This is a genomic window from Lentzea sp. NPDC042327 (assembly GCF_040647275.1).
Classification (GTDB): domain Bacteria; phylum Actinomycetota; class Actinomycetes; order Mycobacteriales; family Pseudonocardiaceae; genus Lentzea.
Window position 1 is genome coordinate 267,335 of record NZ_JBEZBX010000003.1, and the last position, 22,470, is coordinate 289,804.

22 protein-coding genes are annotated in these 22,470 nt (G+C 70.5%); 16 read left to right on the forward strand and 6 right to left on the reverse strand.

The features are described from left to right. Positions 1 to 77: 77 nt before the first annotated feature. From AB0A63_RS09055 to prcA, 3 genes are read left to right on the forward strand one after another with little or no spacing between them, the layout of a single operon-like run. Entirely contained in the window at positions 78 to 272 is a 195-nt protein-coding gene (locus tag AB0A63_RS09055; protein WP_360387319.1) for a ubiquitin-like protein Pup, read from the forward strand. Positions 273 to 320: 48 nt separating this feature from the next. After that, positions 321 to 1,169 (forward strand): proteasome subunit beta, encoded by an 849-nt coding sequence (gene prcB / locus AB0A63_RS09060; protein WP_360387321.1) that lies wholly within the window; start codon positions 321 to 323, stop codon positions 1,167 to 1,169. Positions 1,170 to 1,203: 34 nt separating this feature from the next. After that, positions 1,204 to 1,971, forward strand: a complete 768-nt coding sequence (gene prcA, locus AB0A63_RS09065) for a proteasome subunit alpha (protein ID WP_360387324.1) — start codon at positions 1,204 to 1,206, stop codon at positions 1,969 to 1,971. 228 nt (positions 1,972 to 2,199) lie between these two features. Here prcA and AB0A63_RS09070 read toward each other — a convergent pair whose 3' ends face one another. After that, a complete protein-coding gene (locus tag AB0A63_RS09070) occupies positions 2,200 to 2,358 on the reverse strand; it encodes a hypothetical protein (protein WP_360387326.1) in 159 nt (52 codons plus the stop codon). After that, the gene (locus AB0A63_RS09075) at positions 2,355 to 2,900 is read right to left on the reverse strand and encodes a PadR family transcriptional regulator (protein ID WP_360387328.1); all 546 of its coding nucleotides are present in this window, start codon (positions 2,898 to 2,900) and stop codon (positions 2,355 to 2,357) included. The genes AB0A63_RS09070 and AB0A63_RS09075 overlap by 4 nt, the downstream gene beginning before the upstream one ends. A gap of 137 nt (positions 2,901 to 3,037) precedes the next feature. Between AB0A63_RS09075 and AB0A63_RS09080 the strand changes: the two genes are divergently transcribed. Beyond that, a complete protein-coding gene (locus AB0A63_RS09080; RefSeq protein WP_360387331.1) occupies positions 3,038 to 3,580 on the forward strand; it encodes a GNAT family N-acetyltransferase in 543 nt (180 codons plus the stop codon). A gap of 55 nt (positions 3,581 to 3,635) precedes the next feature. Here AB0A63_RS09080 and AB0A63_RS09085 read toward each other — a convergent pair whose 3' ends face one another. The 4 genes from AB0A63_RS09085 to AB0A63_RS09100 are packed head-to-tail and all read right to left on the reverse strand — an operon-like array spanning position 3,636 to position 8,832. Next, positions 3,636 to 5,156 carry a glycerol-3-phosphate dehydrogenase/oxidase gene (locus AB0A63_RS09085; RefSeq protein ID WP_360387334.1) on the reverse strand — a complete coding sequence of 507 codons (1,521 nt, stop codon included), beginning with the start codon at positions 5,154 to 5,156 and terminating at the stop codon, positions 3,636 to 3,638. After that, a complete protein-coding gene (gene glpK, locus AB0A63_RS09090) occupies positions 5,149 to 6,618 on the reverse strand; it encodes a glycerol kinase GlpK (protein WP_360387337.1) in 1,470 nt (489 codons plus the stop codon). Before glpK ends, AB0A63_RS09085 begins: the two co-directional genes overlap by 8 nt. A 53-nt stretch (positions 6,619 to 6,671) precedes the next feature. Continuing rightward, on the reverse strand, positions 6,672 to 7,427 hold the full coding sequence (locus tag AB0A63_RS09095; protein WP_360387339.1) for an IclR family transcriptional regulator: 756 nt from the start codon (positions 7,425 to 7,427) through the stop codon (positions 6,672 to 6,674). Between the two features lie 40 nt (positions 7,428 to 7,467). Further along, entirely contained in the window at positions 7,468 to 8,832 is a 1,365-nt protein-coding gene (locus AB0A63_RS09100) for a phosphatase PAP2 family protein (protein WP_360388359.1), read from the reverse strand. 116 nt (positions 8,833 to 8,948) lie between these two features. Here AB0A63_RS09100 and pafA point away from each other — a divergent pair, with 116 nt between their 5' ends. From pafA to AB0A63_RS09160, 12 genes are all read left to right on the forward strand, one after another. After that, complete coding sequence (gene pafA / locus AB0A63_RS09105; RefSeq protein ID WP_089955448.1) at positions 8,949 to 10,307, forward strand: Pup--protein ligase; 1,359 nt, start codon at positions 8,949 to 8,951, stop codon at positions 10,305 to 10,307. 32 nt (positions 10,308 to 10,339) lie between these two features. Next, the gene (locus AB0A63_RS09110) at positions 10,340 to 11,344 is read left to right on the forward strand and encodes an oxidoreductase (protein ID WP_360387342.1); all 1,005 of its coding nucleotides are present in this window, start codon (positions 10,340 to 10,342) and stop codon (positions 11,342 to 11,344) included. 35 nt (positions 11,345 to 11,379) lie between these two features. Then, positions 11,380 to 12,225, forward strand: coding sequence for an alpha/beta hydrolase (locus AB0A63_RS09115; protein WP_360387344.1), 846 nt, complete (start codon positions 11,380 to 11,382; stop codon positions 12,223 to 12,225). Between the two features lie 90 nt (positions 12,226 to 12,315). Beyond that, entirely contained in the window at positions 12,316 to 13,281 is a 966-nt protein-coding gene (locus AB0A63_RS09120) for a WYL domain-containing protein (protein WP_360387347.1), read from the forward strand. After that, on the forward strand, positions 13,278 to 14,249 hold the full coding sequence (locus AB0A63_RS09125; RefSeq protein WP_360387349.1) for a YafY family protein: 972 nt from the start codon (positions 13,278 to 13,280) through the stop codon (positions 14,247 to 14,249). The genes AB0A63_RS09120 and AB0A63_RS09125 overlap by 4 nt, the downstream gene beginning before the upstream one ends. An 18-nt stretch (positions 14,250 to 14,267) precedes the next feature. Further along, positions 14,268 to 14,540: a bacteriophage holin gene (locus AB0A63_RS09130; protein ID WP_360387352.1), complete on the forward strand. Its 273-nt coding sequence runs from the start codon at positions 14,268 to 14,270 to the stop codon at positions 14,538 to 14,540. Further along, positions 14,533 to 14,859 carry a Sec-independent protein translocase subunit TatA gene (gene tatA, locus AB0A63_RS09135; protein WP_360387355.1) on the forward strand — a complete coding sequence of 109 codons (327 nt, stop codon included), beginning with the start codon at positions 14,533 to 14,535 and terminating at the stop codon, positions 14,857 to 14,859. The genes AB0A63_RS09130 and tatA overlap by 8 nt, the downstream gene beginning before the upstream one ends. Before the next feature lie 114 nt (positions 14,860 to 14,973). Further along, positions 14,974 to 15,897 carry a twin-arginine translocase subunit TatC gene (gene tatC, locus AB0A63_RS09140; RefSeq protein WP_360388362.1) on the forward strand — a complete coding sequence of 308 codons (924 nt, stop codon included), beginning with the start codon at positions 14,974 to 14,976 and terminating at the stop codon, positions 15,895 to 15,897. Continuing rightward, positions 15,894 to 16,754, forward strand: coding sequence for a YegS/Rv2252/BmrU family lipid kinase (locus tag AB0A63_RS09145; RefSeq protein ID WP_360387358.1), 861 nt, complete (start codon positions 15,894 to 15,896; stop codon positions 16,752 to 16,754). The genes tatC and AB0A63_RS09145 overlap by 4 nt, the downstream gene beginning before the upstream one ends. A gap of 45 nt (positions 16,755 to 16,799) precedes the next feature. Then, positions 16,800 to 18,644, forward strand: coding sequence for a molecular chaperone HtpG (gene htpG, locus AB0A63_RS09150; protein ID WP_360387360.1), 1,845 nt, complete (start codon positions 16,800 to 16,802; stop codon positions 18,642 to 18,644). A 195-nt stretch (positions 18,645 to 18,839) separates the two neighbouring features. Beyond that, positions 18,840 to 21,587 (forward strand): DEAD/DEAH box helicase, encoded by a 2,748-nt coding sequence (locus AB0A63_RS09155; protein WP_360387363.1) that lies wholly within the window; start codon positions 18,840 to 18,842, stop codon positions 21,585 to 21,587. 96 nt (positions 21,588 to 21,683) lie between these two features. Then, positions 21,684 to 22,370 (forward strand): DUF4333 domain-containing protein, encoded by a 687-nt coding sequence (locus AB0A63_RS09160; RefSeq protein WP_360387366.1) that lies wholly within the window; start codon positions 21,684 to 21,686, stop codon positions 22,368 to 22,370. Positions 22,371 to 22,470: the final 100 nt, after the last annotated feature.

The following is a 22,470-nucleotide window of genomic DNA, read 5'->3' on the forward strand; positions in this document are numbered from 1 at the left end:
GTCTACCCGAGTGGCTGAGAGTTTTTGTCGGTGCCGCTGGGTAGTGTTCTTGTCAGGCGAGTCAGTGGGAGGCCGAGATGTCCCAGGAACAGAAGCAGCGCCAGGGCGGTGGCGACGGCGACGACGGCGCCGGTGACGCCGCAGGAGCCGGCCAGGAGCGTCGCGAGAAGCTCGGCGAGGACGTGGACGCGATCCTCGACGAGATCGACGACGTGCTGGAGGAGAACGCGGAGGACTTCGTCCGCGCATACGTGCAGAAGGGCGGTCAGTAGGCCGTCGTGGCCTGTTGACCACCTCGGGGACGGGAGAACAACCAACACATGGACCACAGCTCGACCGGGCGTTACCCGGCCGCGGCGCTGCCTTCGGCGTACCTGACGCCGGGCTCGTCGTCGTTCACGGACTTCCTGCGGGCGCAGGCACCGGACATGCTGCCTTCCGCCAGGAAGCTCCCGGAGGGGACCGTCCAGGCCCCGCACGGGACGACGATCGTCGCCGTCACCTACAAGGGTGGCGTCGTGATCGCCGGTGACCGGCGCGCGACGATGGGCAACGTGATCGCCCAGCGCGACATGAAGAAGGTCTTCGTCACCGACGACCACTCCGCCGTCGGCATCGCCGGCACGGCGGGCATCGCGATCGAGATCGTGCGGCTGTACACGGTCGAGCTGCGGCACTACGAGAAGATCGAAGGCGTTCCGCTGTCGCTCGACGGCAAGGCGAACCGCCTCTCGGCGATGATCAGGGGCAACCTCGACGCGGCCATGGCCGGCCTCGCCGTGGTGCCCCTGTTCGCCGGGTACGACACCTCGTCGACCGACCTCGACCGCGCGGGCCGGATCGTGTCCTACGACGTCACCGGCGGCCGCTACGAGGAGTCGCAGGGCTACCAGGCGGTCGGTTCCGGCTCGCTGTTCGCGAAGTCGTCGCTGAAGAAGCTCTACGACCCGGACGCGGACGTCGACGGCGCTGTCCGCGTGGTCATCGAGGCGCTCTACGACGCGGCCGACGACGACTCGGCCACCGGCGGCCCCGACCCGGTCCGCCGCCTCTACCCGGTCGTGGTCACGATCAACGGTGTCGACGGTGCCGTCGAGGTGCCGGAGTCGCAGGTCCAGACGATCGCCGACGCGGTCGTCGAAGGCCGCCGGTCCCGCCCAGCAGGCTGAGTCCCCATCAGGTTCGACGTCAGGAGCACCACCCATGACGATGCCGCTGTACGCATCGGCAGAGCAGGTGATGCGCGACCGCTCCGAGTACGCCCGCAAGGGCATCGCCAGGGGTCGCAGCGTCATCGTGCTGAAGTACGCGGACGGCATTCTGTTCGTCGCGGAGAACCCCTCCAGCACGCTGCACAAGGTCTCGGAGATCTACGACCGCATCGGTTTCGCGGCCGTCGGGCGGTACAGCGAGTTCGAGAACCTCCGCCAGGCGGGCATCCGGTTCGCTGACGTGCGCGGGTACCAGAACGACCCGCGGGACGTGACGTCCCGGTCCCTCGCGAACGTCTACGCGACGACCCTCGGCACCTACTTCACCGAGCAGATCAAGCCCTTCGAGGTGGAGATCTGCGTGGCGGAGGTGGGCGACTCCGCCGACTCCGACACGCTGTACCGGTTGACCTACGACGGTTCGATCGTGGACGAGCCGCAGTACATCGTGATGGGCGGCACGGTCGACGCCGCCAACACGGCGCTGAAGGAGTCGTTCGCCGACGGCCTGACCCTGGCCGAAGCCGTCCCCGTGGCGGTGAAGGCCCTGTCGGCGGGCTCCTCGTCCACCGGCAACGGCGCCGCCGAGGTCCTCCCCGCGGCCAAGCTGGAGGTGGCGGTGCTGGAACGCGCCCGCCCCCGCCGCGCCTTCCGCCGCATCGCGGGCCCGGCCCTGGACCAGCTGATGCCGGCGCCGACCAAGGACGGCAAGGACGTGACGGACGTGGAGCTGCCCTCGTCGGACGACGAGCCGAAGTAGCCCCGCGGTTCGCTTGGTGTGGAAGGCCTCCGGCGGTGACGCCGGGGGCCTTCTCGCTGTGTGGCGGGGTGTGCGGGCGCGGTTGACGGTGGCGGTGGCGCCTGCTGGCGGTGCAGTGGCGACGGCGCCCAGATCGGGGTGCGTGCGTTGCTCGTCGCGGTGCTACCGAGGGTTGGAGCCGAGCGTTGCGTCGCCGACACCCTCGTTGTCAGGCGGTCGAAGCCTCGCTCAGCTCCACCAGCAACCCGGCCAACCCGAGCCGGAGGGCCCCGTCACGGCGACCAGCTCGCCGGGCCCGACGGTGAGCGACACGCCCTGGAGCGCGTTCACGGCCGCCTCGCCGCTGCCGTGGACGCGGTGGACGTCACGCAGTTCGAGGACGCTCATCGTGGCACCTCGACGTCCGCCGGCTCGGCCACGGGCCGGGGCCGGTAGCGGAGCAGGCTCGCCTCGCAGTGGTCGAGCCAGCGCAGCTCCGCTTCGGCCTGGAAGATCATCGCGTCGAGCACCAGCAGCCACGGCAGCTCGCCCGGCCCCGTCTTGAGCCGCGTGTACTCCTGCAGCGTGCGCGTGGTCGCGGTGCGCTGGGTCGTGACGACCGCGGCCACGTCGACGCCGGGCGTGGTGATCGCGAGCGCGAGCTTGATCGCCATCTCGTCGCGCGGCCGGTCACCCCGCCGCACCGGCGCGCTGAACCACCGCCGCACCTCGTCGCGGCCCTGTGCGGTGAGCTCGTACGGCCGCTGGCCGTCGTTCTCGGGCAGCGCGGCGACCAGGTCGTCGCGTTCCAGGCGGGACAACGTCGTGTAGACCTGCCCGATGTTCAGGGGCCACGTGCCACCGGTGGCGGAGTCGAACGCCGCCCGGAGCTGGTAGCCGTACATGGGCCCGCGTTCGAGCAACGCCAGCAGACCGTGTTTCACCGACATGCGTACCGAGTGTGCATACCGGGTATGTCCCTGGCAAACGGTGACCTCGAAACTCACGTGCGCGCGGGTCGCGCATCCGGAATCCTGGGGCGGTGAGGTTGCTGGGGGCGCCTATCAAGCCCGCGACTAAGCCAGGTGTGCGCGTTCGGGACTACGAGCCCGCCGATGAGGCGTCGTGGTTGCGCTGCCGTGTGCTGGGGCTGCTGGACACGAGCTACTACGACGACGTGTGGCCGGCGCGCAGACGTGCCGACCTGGAGCTCGTCGTGTGCTCCGACAACGTCGTCATCGGCGCGCTGGACGTGTCGGTGCAGGGCGCGGAGGCGACGATCGACCTGGTCGTGGTGCACCCGGACCACCGGGGCCGCGGCATCGCGACCGCGCTGCTCGACGAGGCGGTGCGCCGGCTGGTGCGCTGCGGTGCCACCGAGGTGGACGCGTGGACGCGGTCGGACGAACCCGCGCTGAGGTGGTTCGCGCGCAACGGTTTCACCGAGACGAGCCGGTACCTGCACGTGCACGTGTCGGCGGACGAGGTCGGCACGGTGGTGACCGCGCGGCACGGCCTGGTGCCGGCCGGGGCGTTCCTGCACGCCCGGATCGAACGGGAGGCCGAGCTGCGGCAGCGGTTCGAGCGCGTCCACGTCTGCCGCAGAGTGGTGCGCGCGCTCAAGCCGTGATGCCGGCCGTTCCACCCGGCACTCGAACGGCCGGGTGGAACGCGCCGTGGCGACTTCAGGAGGCGAGCAGCTCCGACACCCGCGTGCGGACCTCCGGCGAGTCGAGCCCGCGGACCATCACGGTGGTGCGGCGGCGCAGCACGTCGTCGACCTCGGTCGCCCACTCGGTGCGGCGGGCGTGCTCGACCTGGGCCCAGATGTCCGGGCCGTCCGGGTGCACGCGCTCCAGCAGCGCCGGGTTCTCCAAGCCGAGCGCGACGACCTCGTGCGACGTCGTGCCGTAGTGCGTGGCGAGGTGGCGGACCACGTCGTCGGGCAGTGCGTCGAACGCGTGGTTCAGCACCGAGCCGACGGTCTCCGGTGATGCCGAACCGGGCAGCGCCACGCCGTCCAGCGGGCCGTCGAAGGTGCGGCCCAGCTCGGAGTTCACGCGGGCCAGGACCGTCGCGCCGATCTTGCGGAACGTCGTCCACTTGCCGCCGGCCACGCTGATCATGCCGCCGGACCCCGCGGTGATCACGGTCTCGCGCTTGGCGTGCGAGGTGTCGCCCGGACCGCCGGGCAGGACCCGCAGGCCCGCGAACGTGTACGCGATCCGCGAGCGGTCCAGGCCCGTGACCGCGGTGCCCGCCTCGCCGAGGATCTGGTCGACGTCGGCGTCGGTGCACGCGACCGCCGCCGGGTCGCCCTCGTAGGCCTCGTCGGTCGTGCCGAGCAGGAGGTGGCCCTCCCACGGGATCGCGAACGACACGCGCACGTCGTCGACCGGGATCGTCAGCGCGGCCTTCCACTCCGACGTCTGCCTCAGCACCAGGTGCGAGCCCTTGGACAGGCGGATCGACGGGTCGGCGGAGGGGTCCTCCATGCGCCGCAGCACGTCGAGCCACGGGCCGGTCGCGTTCACGACGACCTTCGCGTCCACCCCGAACTCACCGAGCGGGTCGCGCAGGTCCACACCGGTGACCTTCGCGCCGGTCTTGCGCAGGCCCACGACCGAGATGTGGTTGAGCAGCACGGCACCGGCCTCGGCGGCGGCGCGCGCGGCGGTGATCGCCACGCGGCTGTCGTTCATCTGGTGGTCGTAGTACATCGCCGCGCCGCGCAGACCGTCGGCGCGCAGGTCAGGCACCCACTCAGCTGCCCTGCGCGCCGACAGCACCTTCCCCATGCCGTCGCCGAAGCCCGACAGCGCGGAGTACAGCGTGACGCCCGCACCCAGCACGAACCGGCTGTGCGGGCCGCCCTTGTAGACGGGGACGAGGAACGGCAGCGGGCGCACCAGGTGCGGGGCGAGGTGGTCGCCCAGCGCACGCCGTTCCCTGTGGTTCTCGTGCACCATCGGCACGGCCGACGGGCCCATCGCGAGGTAGCGCAGGCCGCCGTGCACGAGCTTGGAGGAAGCCGACGAGGTGGCGCCGGCGAAGTCGCCGCTCTCCACCAGGGCGACGCGCAGGCCGGAGCGGGCCGCGGCCCACGTCGTGGCGATGCCCAGGATGCCGCCGCCGATCACGACGACGTCGAACTTGCCGTGCTGCAGCTCTTCGCGGGCGCGTGCCCGCTGTGTTGAGTCAGTCATCGTCCTCGTCCATCCACCCGACGGTCCGCTCGACCGCCTTCTTCCACTTCCGGTAGCCGCGGTCCCGCGCCGCCGGTTCCATCGACGGCTCCCATTCGGCCGCCTTGTGCCAGTTGGCCCTCAGCTCGTCGGTGCTGTTCCAGTAGCCGACGGCCAGACCGGCCGCGTACGCCGCGCCCAGGCACGTCGTCTCCGCGACGATCGGGCGCACCACCGGCACGTCGAGCACGTCCGAGAGGAACTGCATGAGCAGGTTGTTCGCCGTCATGCCGCCGTCGACCCGCAACGTCGTGAGGTCCACGCCGGAGTCGGCGTTCATCGCGTCCACGACCTCGCGGGTCTGCCACGCCGAGGCTTCGAGCACGGCGCGTGCGAGGTGCCCGCGCGAGATGTAGCCCGTCAGCCCGGCGATGACACCGCGCGCGTCGGAACGCCAGTGCGGCGCGAACAGCCCGGAGAACGCGGGCACGAAGTACGCGCCGCCGTTGTCGTCCACCGTGCGCGCCAGCGTCTCGATCTCCGCCGCCGACGAGATCAGCCCGACCTTGTCGCGGAACCACTGCACCAGCGCGCCGGTCACCGCGACCGCGCCCTCCAGCGCGTACACGGCCGGTTCGGCGCCGATCTTGTAGCCGACCGTGGTCAGCAGGCCGTTCTGGCTGCGCACCGGCTCGTCACCGGTGTTGAGCAGCAGGAACGCGCCCGTGCCGTACGTGCACTTGCCCTCGCCGGGCGCGAAGCAGGTCTGGCCGAACAACGCCGCCTGCTGGTCGCCGAGCGCGGACGCGACGGGCACGCCCTCGTAGGTGCCGTAGACCTCGGAGGAGGACCGGATCTCCGGGAGCATCGCGCGCGGGACGTCCATCGCGGCGACGAGCTCCGGGTCCCAGTCGAGGGTCTCCAGGTTCATCAGCATGGTGCGCGACGCGTTCGTCACGTCGGTGACGTGGTGGCCGGTCAGGTTCCAGATCAGCCAGGTGTCCATGGTGCCGAACAGGACCTCGCCCCGCTCGGCCCTCCCGCGCAGGCCGTCGACGTTGTCGAGCAGCCAGCGCAGCTTCGGCCCGGAGAAGTAGGTGGCCGGCGGCAGACCGGAGCGCTCGCGGAACCGGTCGTGGTCGCCGAGGCGCTTGACCAGCGCGTCCGTGCGGGTGTCCTGCCAGACGACGGCGTTGTGCACGGGCTCGCCGGTCGCCCTGTCCCAGACGACCGTGGTCTCGCGCTGGTTCGTGATGCCGAAGGCGACGATGTCGGAGTGCGTGAGGGAGGCCTGCGCGAGGGCGTCGCGGACGACGGCCTGCACGTTCGCCCAGATCTCGGCCGCGTCGTGCTCCACCCAGCCCGGCCTGGGGAAGATCTGCCGGTGCTCGCGCTGGGCGACCGACACGATCCCGCCGGACTGGTCGAACACGATGCACCGGGACGACGTCGTGCCCTGGTCGATCGCCGCGATGTGAGCCACGTTGCACACTCCTCTGTGTGAACCATTCGACATTGTCGAACGCTTCCACAGTACTACCAGGAGAGGCCACCCAGCTCCCTGGACACGCTGCGAGCTGCCTCACGTACGTAGGACACGAGCTCCAGGCGGGGTGGCTGGTCAGGCGACTCGCACAGCCGCTCCACCGGTCCCGACACGCCGATCGCGCCGACGACCACCCCGCGCCGGTCGCGGATCGGGGCCGCCACGGACGCCTCGCCCTCGACCAGTTCGTGCAGGTCGTAGGCCCAGTCGCGGTCGCGGACCAGCTCCAGGGCCGCGGACAGCGCCTCCTCGTCCAGCGTGTGCCGGGTGAACCGCTGCAGCTCGCCCTCCGGCCGCTCGCCGAAGGCCACCAGCGCCTTGCCCAGCGCCGTCGCGTGCCACGGCAGCAACGCACCGGTGTCGAGCGCCTGCCGGCTGTTGTCCGGGCGGAACACGTGGTGCACGACCAGCACGTGCCTGCCGTGCGGCACGCCGATGCGCACCGCCTCGCGCGCTCGCATCGCCAGCGTGTCCGACCAGTTCAGCGCCTTGGCGCGCAGCTCGTTGCCGTCGAGGTAGGAGGTGCCGATCTGGAACAGCGCGGCCCCCAGGCGGTACTTGCCGCCCTCGACCTCCTGCTCGACGAACCCGACCTCGTGCAACGTCCGCAGGATGCCGTGCACCGTCGGTTTCGCGAGGTCCAGCGCGCGCGAGATCTCGGCGACGCTCAGCTGGTGCGCGCCGCCGTGGGCGAGCAGCTTGAGGACCTCCGCCGCGCGCTGGATGGACTGGATGGGTCCGGGCACGCACCCCACTCTACCTGCGGGCGTTCGACAATGTCGAACATCAGGGGCGGTAGATGCCCAGTGCGGCCGGACGTGAGCGGAACTCGAAGTGGTTGGCCCGCTCGCGCACCTCGCCGTCCGTCGCGATCGAGATGGGCGCGCCGTGCACCTCGACGGTCAACGACGCCACCTCGAAGTGCTTGTACACGCGCGAGTGCTCCAACGCCCCGAGCAGGGCGCCCAGGAAGAACCTGGTCCGCGAGTACTTCCGGTCCGCGCGGACGTAGCGGACGTCGAGCAGCCCGTCGTCCAGCCGCGGGCGCATCGTGGGCGCGAAGCCCTTCGGCCGGTACGGGCCGTTGCCCACGAACAGCAGCCAGACGAGGTGGTCCTCGCCGTTGATGGTGATGTCGAGCGGCTTGGCCCGTTGCAGCACGCGGAACAGCGCCATGCCCGCCGCGGGCCACTTGCCCCAGCGCCTCTCCGTCTTCTCGCGGATCCGCACCATGTCCGGGTAGCCACCCAGCGAGGCCGTGTTCACGAACCACTGGCCGTTGACCTGCGCCAGGTCGACCCGCACGCCCACGCCGTCGGCCACCGCCTGCGCCGTGTCGTGCAGCCCGGTGATGCCCACGTCGCGGGCGAAGTGGTTGAGCGTGCCGGAGGGGATGAGCACCATCGGCAGGTCGCGCTCGGCGGCGACCGCGGCCACGGCGGCCACCGTCCCGTCGCCCCCGGCCACGCCCAGCGCCTTGGCGTCCGGCAGGTCGTCGAGCTCCTCGACCGCCACGATCCGCGCCTTCGGCCACTCCTCCGTGATCTGCGGCGTCGGGTCGGGGCCGACCCCCGAGTGCGGGTTGACCACGACGACCAGCCCGTCGCCCTCCTGCAACGACGTCAGGTCGGCGTGCTCGTAGGCCGACGCGGGCTCGTTCATCCCGAGCGGCCACCAGCGGCGCGTCAGGTACGCGGCCCCCACGCCGACCGCCGCACCGGCCACGACGTCGGTCGGCCAATGCACGCCGGTGTGGACGCGTGAATAGGCCACGGCCGCCGCGATCGGAGCCACCACCGCGCCTGCTTTGGGCGATTCCAGGGCCACCGCGGTGGCGAAAGCGGCCGCCGACGCGGAGTGCCCGGAAGGAAAGGACGACGACGTCGGCCGTTTGGCCAGGCGGCGTTCGAACGAGATCAGGTCAGCGGCGGGCCTGCGACGCGGAAAAAGTGACTTCCCGACCAAGTTCGCGCTGGCAGAGGCGCCGGCGATGGCCGCGAGACCGCGCAACGCGCCACGCCGGAGCGGCCCTTTGCCCGTGGCCAGGATCCCCGCGACGACGAACCACAGCAGGCTGTGGTTCGCGGCTTTGGAAAGCCTCTTCAAACCCCTGTCGAGCCTGCTCGGAGGCAGTCCGGCCGAGGAGCTCATGAGCTTCTTGTCGAGAGCGCTGACCCGTTTCCACACGCTGTTGACACTAAACCGCAACCGGCGTGCCGCCCGAACGGATCACCCACCTCCGCCTGCGCGTCGCCTACTGTTGAGGGATGCAGCGGCGGATCTTCGGCATTGAGACAGAGTTCGGGGTGACCTGCACCTTCCACGGGCAGCGTCGACTGTCCCCGGACGAGGTCGCGCGGTACTTGTTCCGCCGGGTCGTGTCCTGGGGGCGTTCGTCCAACGTCTTCCTGCGCAACGGCTCCCGGCTCTACCTCGACGTCGGCTCGCACCCCGAGTACGCCACGGCCGAGTGCGACGACCTGGCCCAGCTCGTCACGCACGACAAGGCGGGGGAGCGGATCCTCGAGGACCTGCTCGTCGACGCCGAGCGCAGGCTCGCCGACGAGGGCATCGGCGGCGACATCTTCCTGTTCAAGAACAACACCGACTCGGCGGGCAACTCCTACGGCTGCCACGAGAACTACCTGGTCGCACGGGCCGGCGAGTTCTCCCGCATCGCGGACGTGCTGCTGCCGTTCCTGGTCACCCGCCAGCTGATCTGCGGCGCCGGCAAGGTCCTGCAGACCCCGCGCGGCGCCGTGTACTGCCTCTCGCAGCGCGCCGAGCACATCTGGGAGGGCGTGTCGTCCGCGACCACGCGGTCCCGCCCGATCATCAACACCCGCGACGAGCCGCACGCCGACGCCGAGCGCTACCGGCGCCTGCACGTCATCGTCGGCGACTCGAACATGTCCGAGGTCACCACGCTGCTCAAGGTCGGCAGCGCCAACCTGGTGCTGGAGATGATCGAGCAGGGCGTCCAGTTCCGCGACTTCTCCCTGGACAACCCGATCCGCGCCATCCGCGAGATCTCCCACGACCTGACCGGCCGCCGCACCGTCCGCCTGGCCGGCGGCAAGGAGGCCTCCGCGCTCGACATCCAGCGCGAGTACTACGAGAAGGCCGTCGAACACGTCGCCAAGCGCTCTCCCGACCCGATGGCGCAGCGCGTCCTCGAACTGTGGGGCCGCACCCTCGACGCCGTCGAGTCGCAGGACCTCTCCAAGATCGACCGCGAGATCGACTGGGCCATCAAGAACCGCCTGATGGAGCGGTACATGGCCAAGCACGACATGGACCTGTCCAACCCCCGCATCGCCCAGCTCGACCTCGCCTACCACGACATCCGGCGCGGCCGCGGCGTCTTCGACCTGCTCCAGCGCAAGGGCCAGGTCGAACGCGTGACCGACGACGGCGAGATCGAGGCCGCGAAGGACACCCCGCCGCAGACCACCCGCGCGAAGCTGCGCGGCGACTTCATCGCCGCGGCGCAGGCCGCCGGACGTGACTTCACCGTGGACTGGGTGCACCTGAAGCTGAACGACCAGGCGCAGCGGACCGTGCTGTGCAAGGACCCGTTCCGCGCGGTGGACGAGCGGGTGGAAAGGCTCATCTCGTCGCTTTAGCAGCGTTGTGAGAACTGGCAGAGTGCCGTCGCATGAGGATCATCGCGGCGGCACTCGCTGCTTTTCTGCTCCTGCCCGGGGTCGCGGCAGCGGCCCCGGACCCCTACTGGGAGCTGACCCCCACCGGCACCGACGCGCGGCTGCGCGGCCTGTCCGCCGTGAACGGCCAGGTCGCGTGGGTCAGCGGGTCGAAGGGCACCGTCCTGCGCACCACGAACGGCGGGCGGACGTGGGAGTCCGTCGCGCCGCCGGGCACCGCCGCGCTGGACTTCCGCGACATCGAGGCCTTCGACGCGCGCACCGCGGTGGCGTTGTCGATCGGTGAAGGGGAGACGTCGCGGATCTACCGCACGAGCGACGGCGGCAAGACGTGGCAGGAGGAGTTCCGCAACACCGACCCCAAGGCGTTCTACGACTGCATGGCGTTCTTCGACCGGTTCCGCGGGCTGGCGTTGAGCGACCCGGTGGACGGGAAGTTCCGGGTCCTCAGGACGTGGGACGGCGGCCGGTCGTGGCACGTCAACGACCCCAAGGGCATGCCGGACGCATTGCCGGGCGAGTTCGCGTTCGCCGCGTCCGGGCAGTGCGTGACGACGGCGGGCAACCACGCCTGGATCGCCACCGGCGGCGGTGCGCAGGCACGGGTGCTGGAGTCGCGCGACGGTGGCCGGTCGTGGCGAGCGGATGAGGTGCCGCTGCCGGCGGGGGAGGCGGCCGGGGTGTTCGCGGTGGCGTTCAAGACGCCGTGGCGGGGCGTGGCGATCGGCGGCGACTACCTCAAGCCGACGGATCCGACGCCGGCGTTCGCCACCAACGACGGACGCGGCTGGAAGGCCGGGACGACGGCTCCGGTCGGGTACCGGTCCGGGATCGCCTACCGGGGCAACGGGCTCGTCGCGGTCGGTCCGTCGGGGACGGACGTGTCCGGGGACGGGAAGAGCTGGCGGGTGGCCGACGCGGGCAGCTTCGACACGGTCGACTGCGTCGGCGGGGCCTGCTGGGCCGCGGGGGAGAAGGGACGGGTGGGGCGGAACTAGTTTCCGCTTGCGGTGCGGTGGGGTAACCAGGGCGCGTGTTCGAGGGATTCTCGTTGCGCCGCATCGATGTCGGCGAGGCAGTGCTGCGGGTGAGGACCGGTGGTGCAGGGCCGCCGGTCCTCCTGCTGCACGGCCACCCTCGCACGCACACGACGTGGCACCGGGTCGCGCCGCAGCTCGCGGCCGACCACACCGTGGTGTGCCCGGACCTGCGCGGCTACGGCGAGTCCAGCAAGCCCGGCGACTACTCGAAGCGGGCGATGGCCCGCGACTTCGTGCGGCTCATGCGCGAGCTCGGCCACGAGCGGTTCGCCGTCGTCGGGCACGACCGGGGTGCGGCCGCGGCCATCCGGCTCGCGCTCGACCACCCCGAACGGGTCACGCGGCTCGCGGTGCTCGACGGGCTGCCGGTCGGGGCGCACCTGGCGCGGTGCGACGCGCGGTTCGCGCAGGCCTGGTACCACTGGTTCTTCCTCGCGCAGCAGGACATCGCGGCCGCGATGATCAGCCAGGACCCCGGCCTCTGGTACGGCGGGCGGTACCGGGACACGCCCGCGGCCATGGGGGTCGAGAACTGGGCGGACTACCAGCGTGCGATCAACGACCGCGACACCGTGCACGCCATGTGCGGCGACTACCGGGCCGGGCTGGAGGTCGACCGCGCGCACGACGACGAGGACCTCGCCAACGGGCGCAAGATCGCGTGCCCGGTGCTCGCGCTGTGGTCGACCGAGGACGACCTGGGCGACCTCTACGACGACCTGCCGGGCATCTGGAGCGAATGGGCCGACGACGTCCGTGTGCGGCCCATCGACTCCGGGCACCACGTGGCCGAGGAAGCGCCGGACGAGCTCGTAAGAGAGTTGCGCACACTGCTGTGACGTGCGGGTCAACGCGCGCAGTGCGCTGAACGGACCGTTCACGACAGGTGGTGATTAGGTTTCAGCACGTGCGAGGTTAGGGTTACTGCCGTGGCCATCGCACGCGCCGAACGCCTTGTCAACCTGGTGCTGTGCCTGCTGTCGACCCGCCAGTACCTGACAGCGGAGCGCATCCGCGCCATCGTCCCCGGCTATCACGAAGCGCCGACGGACGAGGCGTTCTTCCGCATGTTCGAACGCGACAAGTCCGAGCTGCGGGACCTGGGCGTGCCGCTGGAGGTGGGCCGCCAGTCGAACGTCGAGGGCGCGGAGGACGGCTACCGGATCGCGCGCCGCGACTACGAGCTCGGCGACATCGACCTCGAACCCGACGAGGCCGCCGCCGTCGCGCTGGCCGCACGGCTGTGGGACTCACCGCAGCTCACGGGTGCCGTGCACGGTGCGCTGATCAAGCTGCGCGCGGCCGGTGTGGACGTCGACCAGGACGCGCCCGCGGCCGTCGAGCCCAAGGTCAGGGCCAACGAGCCCGCGTTCCCGCCGCTGCTGCAGGCGGTGCAGGCGGGGCAGGCCGTCGCGTTCGACTACCGCAAGCCACCGCCGGGCGGGCAGAAGGAGCGCACGGTCGAACCGTGGGGCGTGGTCGCGTGGCGTGGCAAGTGGTACCTCGTCGGCTGGGACCGCGAACGCCGCGACACCCGCTGCTTCCGCCTGTCACGGGTGGTCGGGCAGGTCAGGACCGTCGGCAGGCCCGGCGCGTTCACCGTGCCGGAGGGCACCGACCTGATGAGCCTCATCGCCCGCACCCAGGCCGACCCGCACGAGACGGCGCCGGCCAGGATCTGGGTCGCGAAGGGCAGGGCGCAGGGCGTGCGCAGGCACGCGAAGGTCGTGGAGCACCGCGACGGCGGCGACGTCGTCGAGATCGACCTGAAGTTCCCCGACTCGGCGGCCAAGTGGCTGGCCGGGTTCGGGCCCGACGTCGTCGTGCTGGAACCCGAGGTGCTCGCCAAGAGCGTCCGCGACCGGCTGCAGGGTGCACTGGAGGGAGCGCGGTGACCGCGTCCAACGAACGGCTGCCGCGGCTGCTCGCACTCGTGCCGTACCTGCTCAACCGGCCGGCGATCACCGTCAAGGAGGCCGCCGCCGACTTCGGGATCACCCCGAAGCAGCTGCGCAAGGACCTCGAGCTGCTGTGGATGTGCGGCCTGCCCGGCTACGGCCCCGGCGACCTCATCGACCTCAGCTTCGAGGGCGAGACGATCACCGTCAGCTTCGACGCGGGCATGAACCGGCCGCTGCGGCTCACCGCGGCGGAGGCGTCGTCGCTGCTCGTGGCGCTGCGGGCGCTCGCGGACACCCCGGGCGTCGTCGACACCGACGCCGTGCAGCGGGCGCTGGCCAAGATCGAGTCGGCGGTCGGCAAGGCCCAGCCCGCGGGCATGGTCGTGGGGCTCGCGGCGTTCGAGCGCGAGGAGACCGCCGAGATCCGCGCGGCCGTGCAGGACGCCGTGAAGCGCGAACGGGCCGTGCGCATCCGTTACTACTCGCAGTCGCACGACGCGATGAGCGACCGTGTGGTCGATCCGATGCGCCTGTTGCTGCTGGAAGGCCGCGGCTACCTCGAAGCGTGGTGCCGGTCCGCGCTCGGCGTGCGGTTGTTCCGGCTCGACCGCATCGACGGGGTCGAGGTCCTGGACGAGGCGAGCGTGCCACCGCCGCACGCCAAGCACACCGACACATCGGAGGGGTTGTTCCAGCCGAGGGACAACCAGAAGATCGCGGTCCTCCTGCTCGAACCGGACGCGCACTGGGTGGCGGAGTACTACCCGGTGGACCACGCGGCGGAGATCTCCGACGGCCGCACGCGTGTCCTCATGCGCTACGACGACCCGTCGTGGATGGTTCGCCTGCTCCTCGGGCTGGGCGGTGACGTGCACGTCGAACAGCCGCCGGAGCTCGCGGCCGAGGTGGTCCGGCGGGCAGAGGAGGCATTGCGCCGGGCAGATCACCTGCTGTCCACCTGAGCCGTATAACGTGGGGTCGTGCCGTACACACCGACCCTGGCGCTGCTCGTCCTCGGCCTGATCGTGCTCGTCGTGATCGGCAGGCTGGTCCTCCGATCCTTGCGTCGATTCGCCAGTGCCCGCACTCTGGTGGGGGACAGGGTCGGCGACGGAGTGGGCCTGCTCAAGGCGCGATCAGCAGCGCTGAAGGTGGCCCTCGCCGAGCGGCGGCGCACGGAACAGGTCCCCACCAGGGACGACCCCGCGTACGATCGTCGTGGCGGGGGAGACAGGAGGATCACCAATGGGTAACCTCGGACCCACCGAGCTGATCATCATCGCAGTGGTGATCATTCTGCTGTTCGGTGCGAAGAAGCTTCCCGACATGGCCCGTTCGCTCGGCAAGTCGGCCAAGATCTTCAAGGCGGAGACCAAGGGCCTGCGCGACCAGGACGCGGACGACACGCCGGTCCAGCAGCAGCCCGTGGTGCAGCAGCCCGTCCAGCAGCTGCCGCCGGCCCAGCCGCAGGTGCAGCAGCCCGTTCAGCCCGTTCAGCCCGTCGTGCAGCAGCCGCAGGTGGCGCCCCCGATCGAGCAGACCGCGCAGAACAAGGCCAACAACATCAACTGACCTCCCCCGGTCTCCGACTTCGTAAGGACGGTCACCGAGGTGGCAAGTCCGTTCCGGTGGTTCGCGGAGCGCCGGGAACGCGCCAAGCGCCGTCGAGCCAACGCCGACGGCACCATGTCGCTCAAGGATCACCTGTACGAGCTGAGGCACCGGCTCGGCCTGGCGATGCTGATCATCGCGATCGGTGCCATCTTCGGCTGGATCTGGTTCGACGTGCGGCTGGGGCCGGTCCCGTCGCTGGGCGAGATCATGACCGGCCCCTACTGCCAGCCCGACCTCGAGCCCTACCGGGTCAAGTTCCCCGGCGAGGAGGGCTGCAAGCTGCTGCAGACCGAGCCGTTCGAGGTCTTCATGATCCGGCTCAAGGTCGGTGCGGCGGCGGGTGCGGTGCTGCTCAGCCCGTTCTGGCTCTACCAGTTCTGGGCGTTCATCACGCCCGGCCTGTACGCGAAGGAGCGCAACTTCGCGCGCACCTTCGTCTCGTTCGCCGCCGTGCTGTTCGCGGCGGGCGCGGTGCTCGCGTACTGGGTCGTGCCGCAGGGCCTGCAGGTGCTGATCAGCTTCGGTGGCGACAACTTCATCACCGCGCTGACCGGTGAGAAGTACATCTCGTTCATCATCACGATGCTCTTCATCTTCGGCGTCAGCTTCGAGCTGCCGCTCGTGGTCGTGATGCTGAACCGGGCGGGCGTGATCACCTACGAGGCGCTCTCGAAGTGGCGGCGCGGCCTGCTCATGGGCCTGTTCGTGTTCGCCGCGATCGCGACGCCGGGCACCGACCCGATCTCCATGATCGCGCTGGCGATCGCGTTGTCGCTGCTGTTCGAGATGGCCATCCAGATCGCCAGGATCCACGACCGGCGCGCCGCCAGGCTGCGCGCGGCCGACGGCTGGGACGCGCTGGACGACAACGAGGCGGCCCCGTTCCACTACACGCCGTCCGACGCCGACGGCAACGACGCCGACGACAAGGGCGCCGGGCAGAAGGCGGTCGCTTCGGAACCCGCGAAGCGCGTGAACTACGACGACGCCACGTGACACGGGCGGCCCTGCTGGTCTGCCCCGCGTCGGGCAAGGGGCGGGCGGCCCGGATCGCCGGGTCTACCGCCGCCGCGTTGCGACCGCACGTCTCCGAGCTGCGCCAGCTCGTCGCCCACGACGCCGGGGGCACGCTCGCGCTGGCGCGCCAAGCCGTCGCCGACGGCGTCGACCTGCTGGTCGTGCTGGGCGGTGACGGTGCCGCCCACCTGGGCATCCAGGCGTGCGCGGGCACGTCCACGGCACTGGGGATCGTCCCGGCGGGCACCGGCAACGACCTGGCCAACGCCATCGGGTCCCGGTCGGTCGAGGACGTCGTCCACGGCACGAAGAAGACTCTCGACCTCGGTCGGCTGTCCACCGGCCAGTGGTTCGCCACGGTCCTGTGCGCGGGCTTCGACTCCGCGGTGAACGAGCGGGCGAACGTGATGCGCTGGCCCGCCGGCCCGCGCCGCTACGACCTCGCCGTGCTGGCCGAGCTCACGTCACTGCGGTCGGCTCCGCTGCTGGTCACGACCGAGTCCGAGACGTTCTCGCTGGACGCGACGCTGGTCGCGGTGGGCAACACGCCGAACTACGGCGGCGGCATCCCGGTGTGCCCCGACGCCGACGCCGCCGACGGCTTGTTCGACGTGACCGTCGTGGAACGCGCGAGCCGCTCGATGCTGGTGCGGATGCTGCCCACGTTGCGCACGGGCCGGCACACCGACCATCCGGCGGTGCGCACGTTCCGCGCCCGTGAGGTCTCGTTGGCCGGGGGCAACGGCTGGGTCGCGTACGCCGACGGCGAGCGTCAAGAGGCGTTGCCCATCTCCGTTCGGACGGTTCCTGACGCGCTCACCGTCGTGGGTCGCTAACTTATAGGGCTGTTCGGTCCGCTTTGATCTTTTCGGTAGGGATGTATGGAAACCCTGGAGTTCCAGAGCGAGGCTCGCCAGCTGCTGCAGCTGATGATCCACTCGATCTACTCGAACAAGGACACGTTCCTGCGCGAGCTGGTGTCGAACGCCTCGGACGCGCTGGACAAGCTCCGGCTGGAGTCCTTCCGCGACAAGGACATGGTCGCCGACACCGACGACCTGCACATCGTCATCGAGTCCGATCCCGCCGAGCGCACGCTGACCGTGCGCGACAACGGCATCGGCATGACGCGCGAGGACGTCGTCCGGTTGATCGGCACGATCGCGAAGTCCGGCACCGCCGAGTTCCTGGGCAAGCTCAAGGAACAGCAGTCCGGCAACGCCTCGGACCTGATCGGCCAGTTCGGCATCGGCTTCTACTCGTCGTTCATGGTGGCCGACAAGGTCACGCTGGTGACGAAGCACCCGCACGCCGAGAAGGGCGTGCGCTGGGAGTCGACCGGCGAGAGCACCTACACGATCGACGAGGTCGACGACGCGCCGCAGGGCACCTCCGTCACGTTGCACCTCAAGCCGTCCGACGACGAGGACCAGCTGCCGGACTACACCGAGCCGGCGAAGATCCGCGAGATCGTCAAGCGCTACTCCGACTTCATCACCTGGCCGGTGCGCCTGGGCGGTGAGGAGATCAACTCCCGCAAGGCGCTGTGGGCGCGCCCGGCCTCCGAGGTGACCGAGGAGGAGTACGCCGAGTTCTACCGGCACATCAGCCACGACTGGAACGCGCCGCTCGAGACCATCCGCATGCAGGCGGAGGGCACGTTCGAGTACCAGGCGCTGCTGTTCCTGCCCGCGCAGGCCCCGATGGACCTGTTCATGCGCGACGCCAGGCGCGGTGTGCAGCTCTACGTCAAGCGCGTCTTCATCATGGACGACTGCCGCGAGCTCATGCCCGAGTACCTGCGGTTCGTGAAGGGCGTCGTCGACGCGGCGGACCTGTCGCTGAACGTCTCGCGGGAGATCCTGCAGCAGGACCGCCAGATCCAGCTGATGCGCCGCCGGCTCGTGAAGAAGGTGCTGTCCTCGATCAAGGCGTTGCAGGGCAACCGCCCCGACGACTACGCCAAGCTGTGGGGCGAGGTCGGCGCGGCGCTCAAGGAGGGCCTGCTCGCCGACGCCGACAACCGCGACGCCATCCTGGAGATCTGCTCGTTCGCGTCCACGCACTCGGCCGACGCGCCCACCACGCTCGCCGACTACGTGTCGCGGATGAAGGAGGGCCAGGAGCACATCTACTACATGAACGGTGAGTCCCGCGCCGCCGTGGAGCACTCGCCGCACATGGAGGCGTTGCGCGCCAAGGGCTACGAGGTGCTGATCCTCACCGACGGCATCGACGAGATGTGGCCGGAGTCGGTGCCCTCCTTCGACGGCAAGCCGTTCCAGTCCGTCGCCAAGGGCCAGGTGGACCTGGAGACGGAGGAGGAGAAGTCGGCGGCCGCGGCCAAGGCCGAGGAGTTCGGCGACCTGCTCACGTGGCTGCAGGGCCTGCTGGAGGACAGCGTCAAGGAGGTCCGGCTCTCCTCGCGCCTCACGACCTCGCCGGCGTGCGTGGTCGGCGACGCGCACGACATCACGCCCACGCTGGAGAAGATGTACAAGGCGATGGGGCAGGAGCTGCCGAAGATCAAGCGGATCCTGGAGCTGAACCCGTCCCACCCGCTGGTCGAGGGCCTGCACCGGGCGTTCGCCGCGGGTGAACGCGACTCGCTGACCGACACGGCCGAGCTGCTGCACGGCCTGGCCCTGCTGGCCGAGGGCGGCGAGCTGGCCGATCCGTCTCGCTTCGTGAAGCTGGTGGCCGACCGCGTCCAGCGCACGTTCTGAGTGCACGCGGGGAGCTTTCGTACTCTCCTGGCGCACGCGGGGGCCCCGCGTTACCCACAGGGGAACGCGGGGCCCCCGCGTGACAGGAAGAACTGCGGTGGGCTTGGCGAGGGGAGTGGGGTTTATGGGTTCAGTGAGGGCTGAAGTTAATCTATCTCGGCGGCAATTGTCGGTGGTGTGTGACAGCCTGGAGGGGTGTCACGTGCTTCGCGGTCCCCGGCCGAGGCCTACGCCCAGTCACGGCGTAACGCTCAGCGGCCCAAGCTGACCGACTTCGGCTCCGTCATCTCCTTCGAGCTGGACCCGTTCCAGCGCCAGGCCTGCGAGGCCCTCGAGGACGGTCACGGAGTGCTCGTCTGCGCCCCGACCGGTGCCGGCAAGACCGTCGTGGGCGAGTTCGCGGTGCACCTCGCGCTGACCGAGGGCCGCAAGTGCTTCTACACCACCCCGATCAAGGCGCTGTCGAACCAGAAGTTCGCCGACCTCACGGCGCGCTACGGCGCGAAGAACATCGGCCTGCTGACGGGCGACACGAGCATCAACGGTGGTGCGCCGATCGTGGTGATGACCACGGAGGTGCTGCGGAACATGCTGTACTCGGGTTCGTCCACTCTGGACGGCCTCGCGTACGTGGTGATGGACGAGGTGCACTACCTCGCCGACCGGTTCCGCGGCCCGGTGTGGGAGGAGGTCATCCTGCACCTGCCGGAGCACGTGCAGGTGGTCGGCCTGTCCGCGACGGTCAGCAATGCCGAGGAGTTCGGCGAGTGGCTGGTCGAGGTGCGCGGCGACACGGCGGTGGTGGTCGACGAGCACCGGCCGGTGCCGCTGTGGCAGCACATGCTGGTGGGCAACCAGATGCTCGACCTGTTCGAGGGCGACGAGACGCACGCGCGGATCAACTCGCAGGTGCTGCGCAAGACCGAGGAGCTGGCGCGCTACCACGTGCCGTTCAGCCGCGGCCGCAACCGCGGTGGCGGCGGTGGTCCCGGCAGGCCGGCGCGCGGCAGCGGGTTCAAGCCGCCCTCGCGCATCGACATGATCCAACGGCTCGACAACGCGAGCCTGCTGCCCGCGATCGTGTTCGTGTTCAGCCGGGCCGGGTGCGACGCGGCGGTCGCGCAGACCGCGCGGGCCGGGTTGCGGCTCAACACGCCGGAGGAGACCGAGGAGGTCCGCCGGATCATCGACGAGAAGACCCGCGACCTGCCAGAGGCCGACCTGATGGTGCTCGGGTTCTGGGAGTGGCGGGAGGCGTTGGAGCGGGGCATCGCGTCGCACCACGCCGGGTTGCTGCCCGCGTTCAAGGAGACCGTCGAGGAGCTGTTCGTCCGCGGCCTGGTGAAGGTCGTGTTCGCCACCGAGACGCTGGCGCTGGGGATCAACATGCCGGCGCGCACGGTCGTGCTCGAGAAGCTGGTGAAGTACAACGGCGAGGCGCACGTCGACCTCACGCCGGGCGAGTACACGCAGCTGACCGGCCGGGCGGGCCGCCGCGGCATCGACGTCGAGGGCCACGCGGTCGTCGTGTGGCAGCCGGGCATCGACCCGAAGGCGGTCGGCGGGCTCGCCTCCACGCGCACGTACCCGCTGCGCTCGTCGTTCCGGCCCGGCTACAACATGGCCGTCAACCTGGTGTCGCAGCTGGGCGCCTCGGCCGCGCGCGAGATCCTGGAGCAGTCGTTCGCGCAGTTCCAGGCCGACCGCTCGGTGGTGGGCCTGGCGCGGCGGATCGAGCGCAACAAGGAGGCGCTGGCGGGCTACTCGGAGTCCATGACGTGCCACCTGGGCGACTTCGCGGAGTACGCGGGGCTGCGCAGGCGGGTCGCGGACCGGGAGAAGCAGCTCGCGAAGCAGAACACGAACGCGCGGCGGATCGAGACGGCGAAGTCGCTGGAGACGTTGCGCAAGGGCGATGTGATCGCGGTGCCGTCGGGGCGCAGGTCCGGTCTCGCGGTCGTCATCGACCCCGGCATCGAGCCGCTGGGCGAGGCGCGGCCGCTGGTCGTCACCGAGGACCGCTGGTCGGGCCGGCTCACGTCGGCGGACTTCCCGGCACCGGTCGAGGTGCTGGGGCACGTGAGGCTGCCCAGGCAGGTGGACGTGCGGTCGCCGAAGTCGCGGCGCGACCTGGCCGCGACGATCCGCAACACGGGCATCACGGTGCCCTCGCGCGGCCGCCGCAAGACCACCGCGGACGACGACCCCGAGCTCGCGACACTGCGCCGGGCCCTGCGCGCGCACCCGTGCCACGGCTGCGACCAGCGCGAGGACCACGCCCGGTGGGGGGAGCGCTACCACCGGCTGCTGGCCGAGACCGAGCAGCTGGAGCGCAAGGTCGCGGCGACCACGCACTCGCTGGCCCGCCAGTTCGACCGGATCAGGGCGTTGCTGCGCGAGCGCGGCTACCTCAGCGAGGTCGACGAGGTCACGGCCGCCGGCAAGCGCCTGACCAGGCTCTACAGCGAGTCGGACCTGCTGGCCGCCGAGTGCCTGCGCCACGGTCTGTGGAAGGGTCTCAAGCCAGAGGAGCTGGCGGCGGTGGTGTCGTCGCTGGTCTACGAGGCGCGGCGGGACGGTCCGGTCGAGGCGCGGTTGCCGCAGGGCCCGGTCGCGGACGCGATGCTCAAGACCGTGCGGCTGTGGGCGGAGATCGAGGACGACGAGCGCCGTCTGAAGCTCGAACGCATCACCCGCCAGCCGGACCCCGGCTTCGCGTGGCCGGTGTACCGGTGGGCGCGCGGCGAGTCGCTGGAGAAGGTGCTGAGCGCCGCGGAGGCGGGCGGCAACGAGCTCGGCGCCGGTGACTTCGTGCGCTGGTGCCGGCAGGTCATCGACCTGCTCGACCAGATCCGCGACGTGTCCGGCAAGGGCGACCCGGTCGGGGCGGCCGCCTCGAAGGCGGTCGACGCGCTGCGGCGCGGTGTCGTGGCGATGATGTGACGTTCGCCTGACAAAGGTTTTGCGAGTCGGAGTGAAGACTGACCACAACGGTGTGGTTGGATCGCGCCGCAACGTCGTACACACGGAGGTCGACAGATGAGCAGCCCGTACGGACCGTCCGGAGGGAACGATCCGCAGCAGCCCTGGGGCCAGCCGCAGCAGCCGCAGCAGCCCTACGGTGGCGGTTTCCCTCCCGGCACCCCGTCCGGCGGCTTCCCGGCTCAGAACCCGTACGGCCAGCCGCAGCAGCCCCAGCAGGGCCAGCCGCAGCAGCCGTACCCCGGGTTCGACCCGTCGCAGCAGCAGACGCAGCAGTACGGCGTGCCGCAGGGGGCCCCGCAGTCGAACCCCTACGGCAACCCGGCGCAGGACCCGTACGGCCAGCAGGCGCAGCAGTACGGTCAGCAGCCCAACCCGTACGGCCAGCAGCCGGGTTACGGCCCGCCGGTGCAGCAGAAGAAGAAGTCCAGCGCGGCCATCTGGGTCGCGGCGGTCGTCGTCGTGCTGATCGTCGGCGGTGTGCTGTTCACCGGGTTCGTGTCGCCGGCGTTCTTCAAGAAGAAGGTCTTCGACAACACCTCGGTGCAGAACGGCATCGTCCAGATCCTCAAGGACGAGTACAAGATCTCCGACGTCGGCAGCGCGACCTGCTCGGGCGAGAACGAGGTCAAGCCCAACACCTCGTTCGAGTGCAAGGTGCAGGTCGGCGGCAAGGACAAGAAGGTCAAGATCGTCGTCAAGACCGAGGACGGCGAGTACGAGGTCGGCCAGCCCACCGGCTGACCTGCGGAAGTTTCCGGAAGACCTTCCCACGGCGTTGCCGGGGGAAGGTCTTCTTCGCGTTGGTCCGCGTTCACGGCGGCGGGTGCGGAAACTGAGGTGC

What these genes read in the sequence shown, in the direction of transcription:
- AB0A63_RS09055 (WP_360387319.1), top strand. Translation starts at nt 78, where the DNA reads ATGTCCCAGGAACAGAAGCAGCGCCAGGGCGGTGGCGACGGCGACGAC.
- prcB (WP_360387321.1), top strand. Translation starts at nt 321, where the DNA reads ATGGACCACAGCTCGACCGGGCGTTACCCGGCCGCGGCGCTGCCTTCG.
- prcA (WP_360387324.1), top strand. Translation starts at nt 1,204, where the DNA reads ATGACGATGCCGCTGTACGCATCGGCAGAGCAGGTGATGCGCGACCGC.
- AB0A63_RS09070 (WP_360387326.1), bottom strand. Translation starts at nt 2,358, where the DNA reads ATGAGCGTCCTCGAACTGCGTGACGTCCACCGCGTCCACGGCAGCGGC.
- AB0A63_RS09075 (WP_360387328.1), bottom strand. Translation starts at nt 2,900, where the DNA reads ATGTCGGTGAAACACGGTCTGCTGGCGTTGCTCGAACGCGGGCCCATG.
- AB0A63_RS09085 (WP_360387334.1), bottom strand. Translation starts at nt 5,156, where the DNA reads ATGACTGACTCAACACAGCGGGCACGCGCCCGCGAAGAGCTGCAGCAC.
- AB0A63_RS09100 (WP_360388359.1), bottom strand. Translation starts at nt 8,832, where the DNA reads ATGAGCTCCTCGGCCGGACTGCCTCCGAGCAGGCTCGACAGGGGTTTG.
- pafA (WP_089955448.1), top strand. Translation starts at nt 8,949, where the DNA reads ATGCAGCGGCGGATCTTCGGCATTGAGACAGAGTTCGGGGTGACCTGC.
- AB0A63_RS09110 (WP_360387342.1), top strand. Translation starts at nt 10,340, where the DNA reads ATGAGGATCATCGCGGCGGCACTCGCTGCTTTTCTGCTCCTGCCCGGG.
- tatA (WP_360387355.1), top strand. Translation starts at nt 14,533, where the DNA reads ATGGGTAACCTCGGACCCACCGAGCTGATCATCATCGCAGTGGTGATC.
- tatC (WP_360388362.1), top strand. Translation starts at nt 14,974, where the DNA reads ATGTCGCTCAAGGATCACCTGTACGAGCTGAGGCACCGGCTCGGCCTG.
- htpG (WP_360387360.1), top strand. Translation starts at nt 16,800, where the DNA reads ATGGAAACCCTGGAGTTCCAGAGCGAGGCTCGCCAGCTGCTGCAGCTG.
- AB0A63_RS09160 (WP_360387366.1), top strand. Translation starts at nt 21,684, where the DNA reads ATGAGCAGCCCGTACGGACCGTCCGGAGGGAACGATCCGCAGCAGCCC.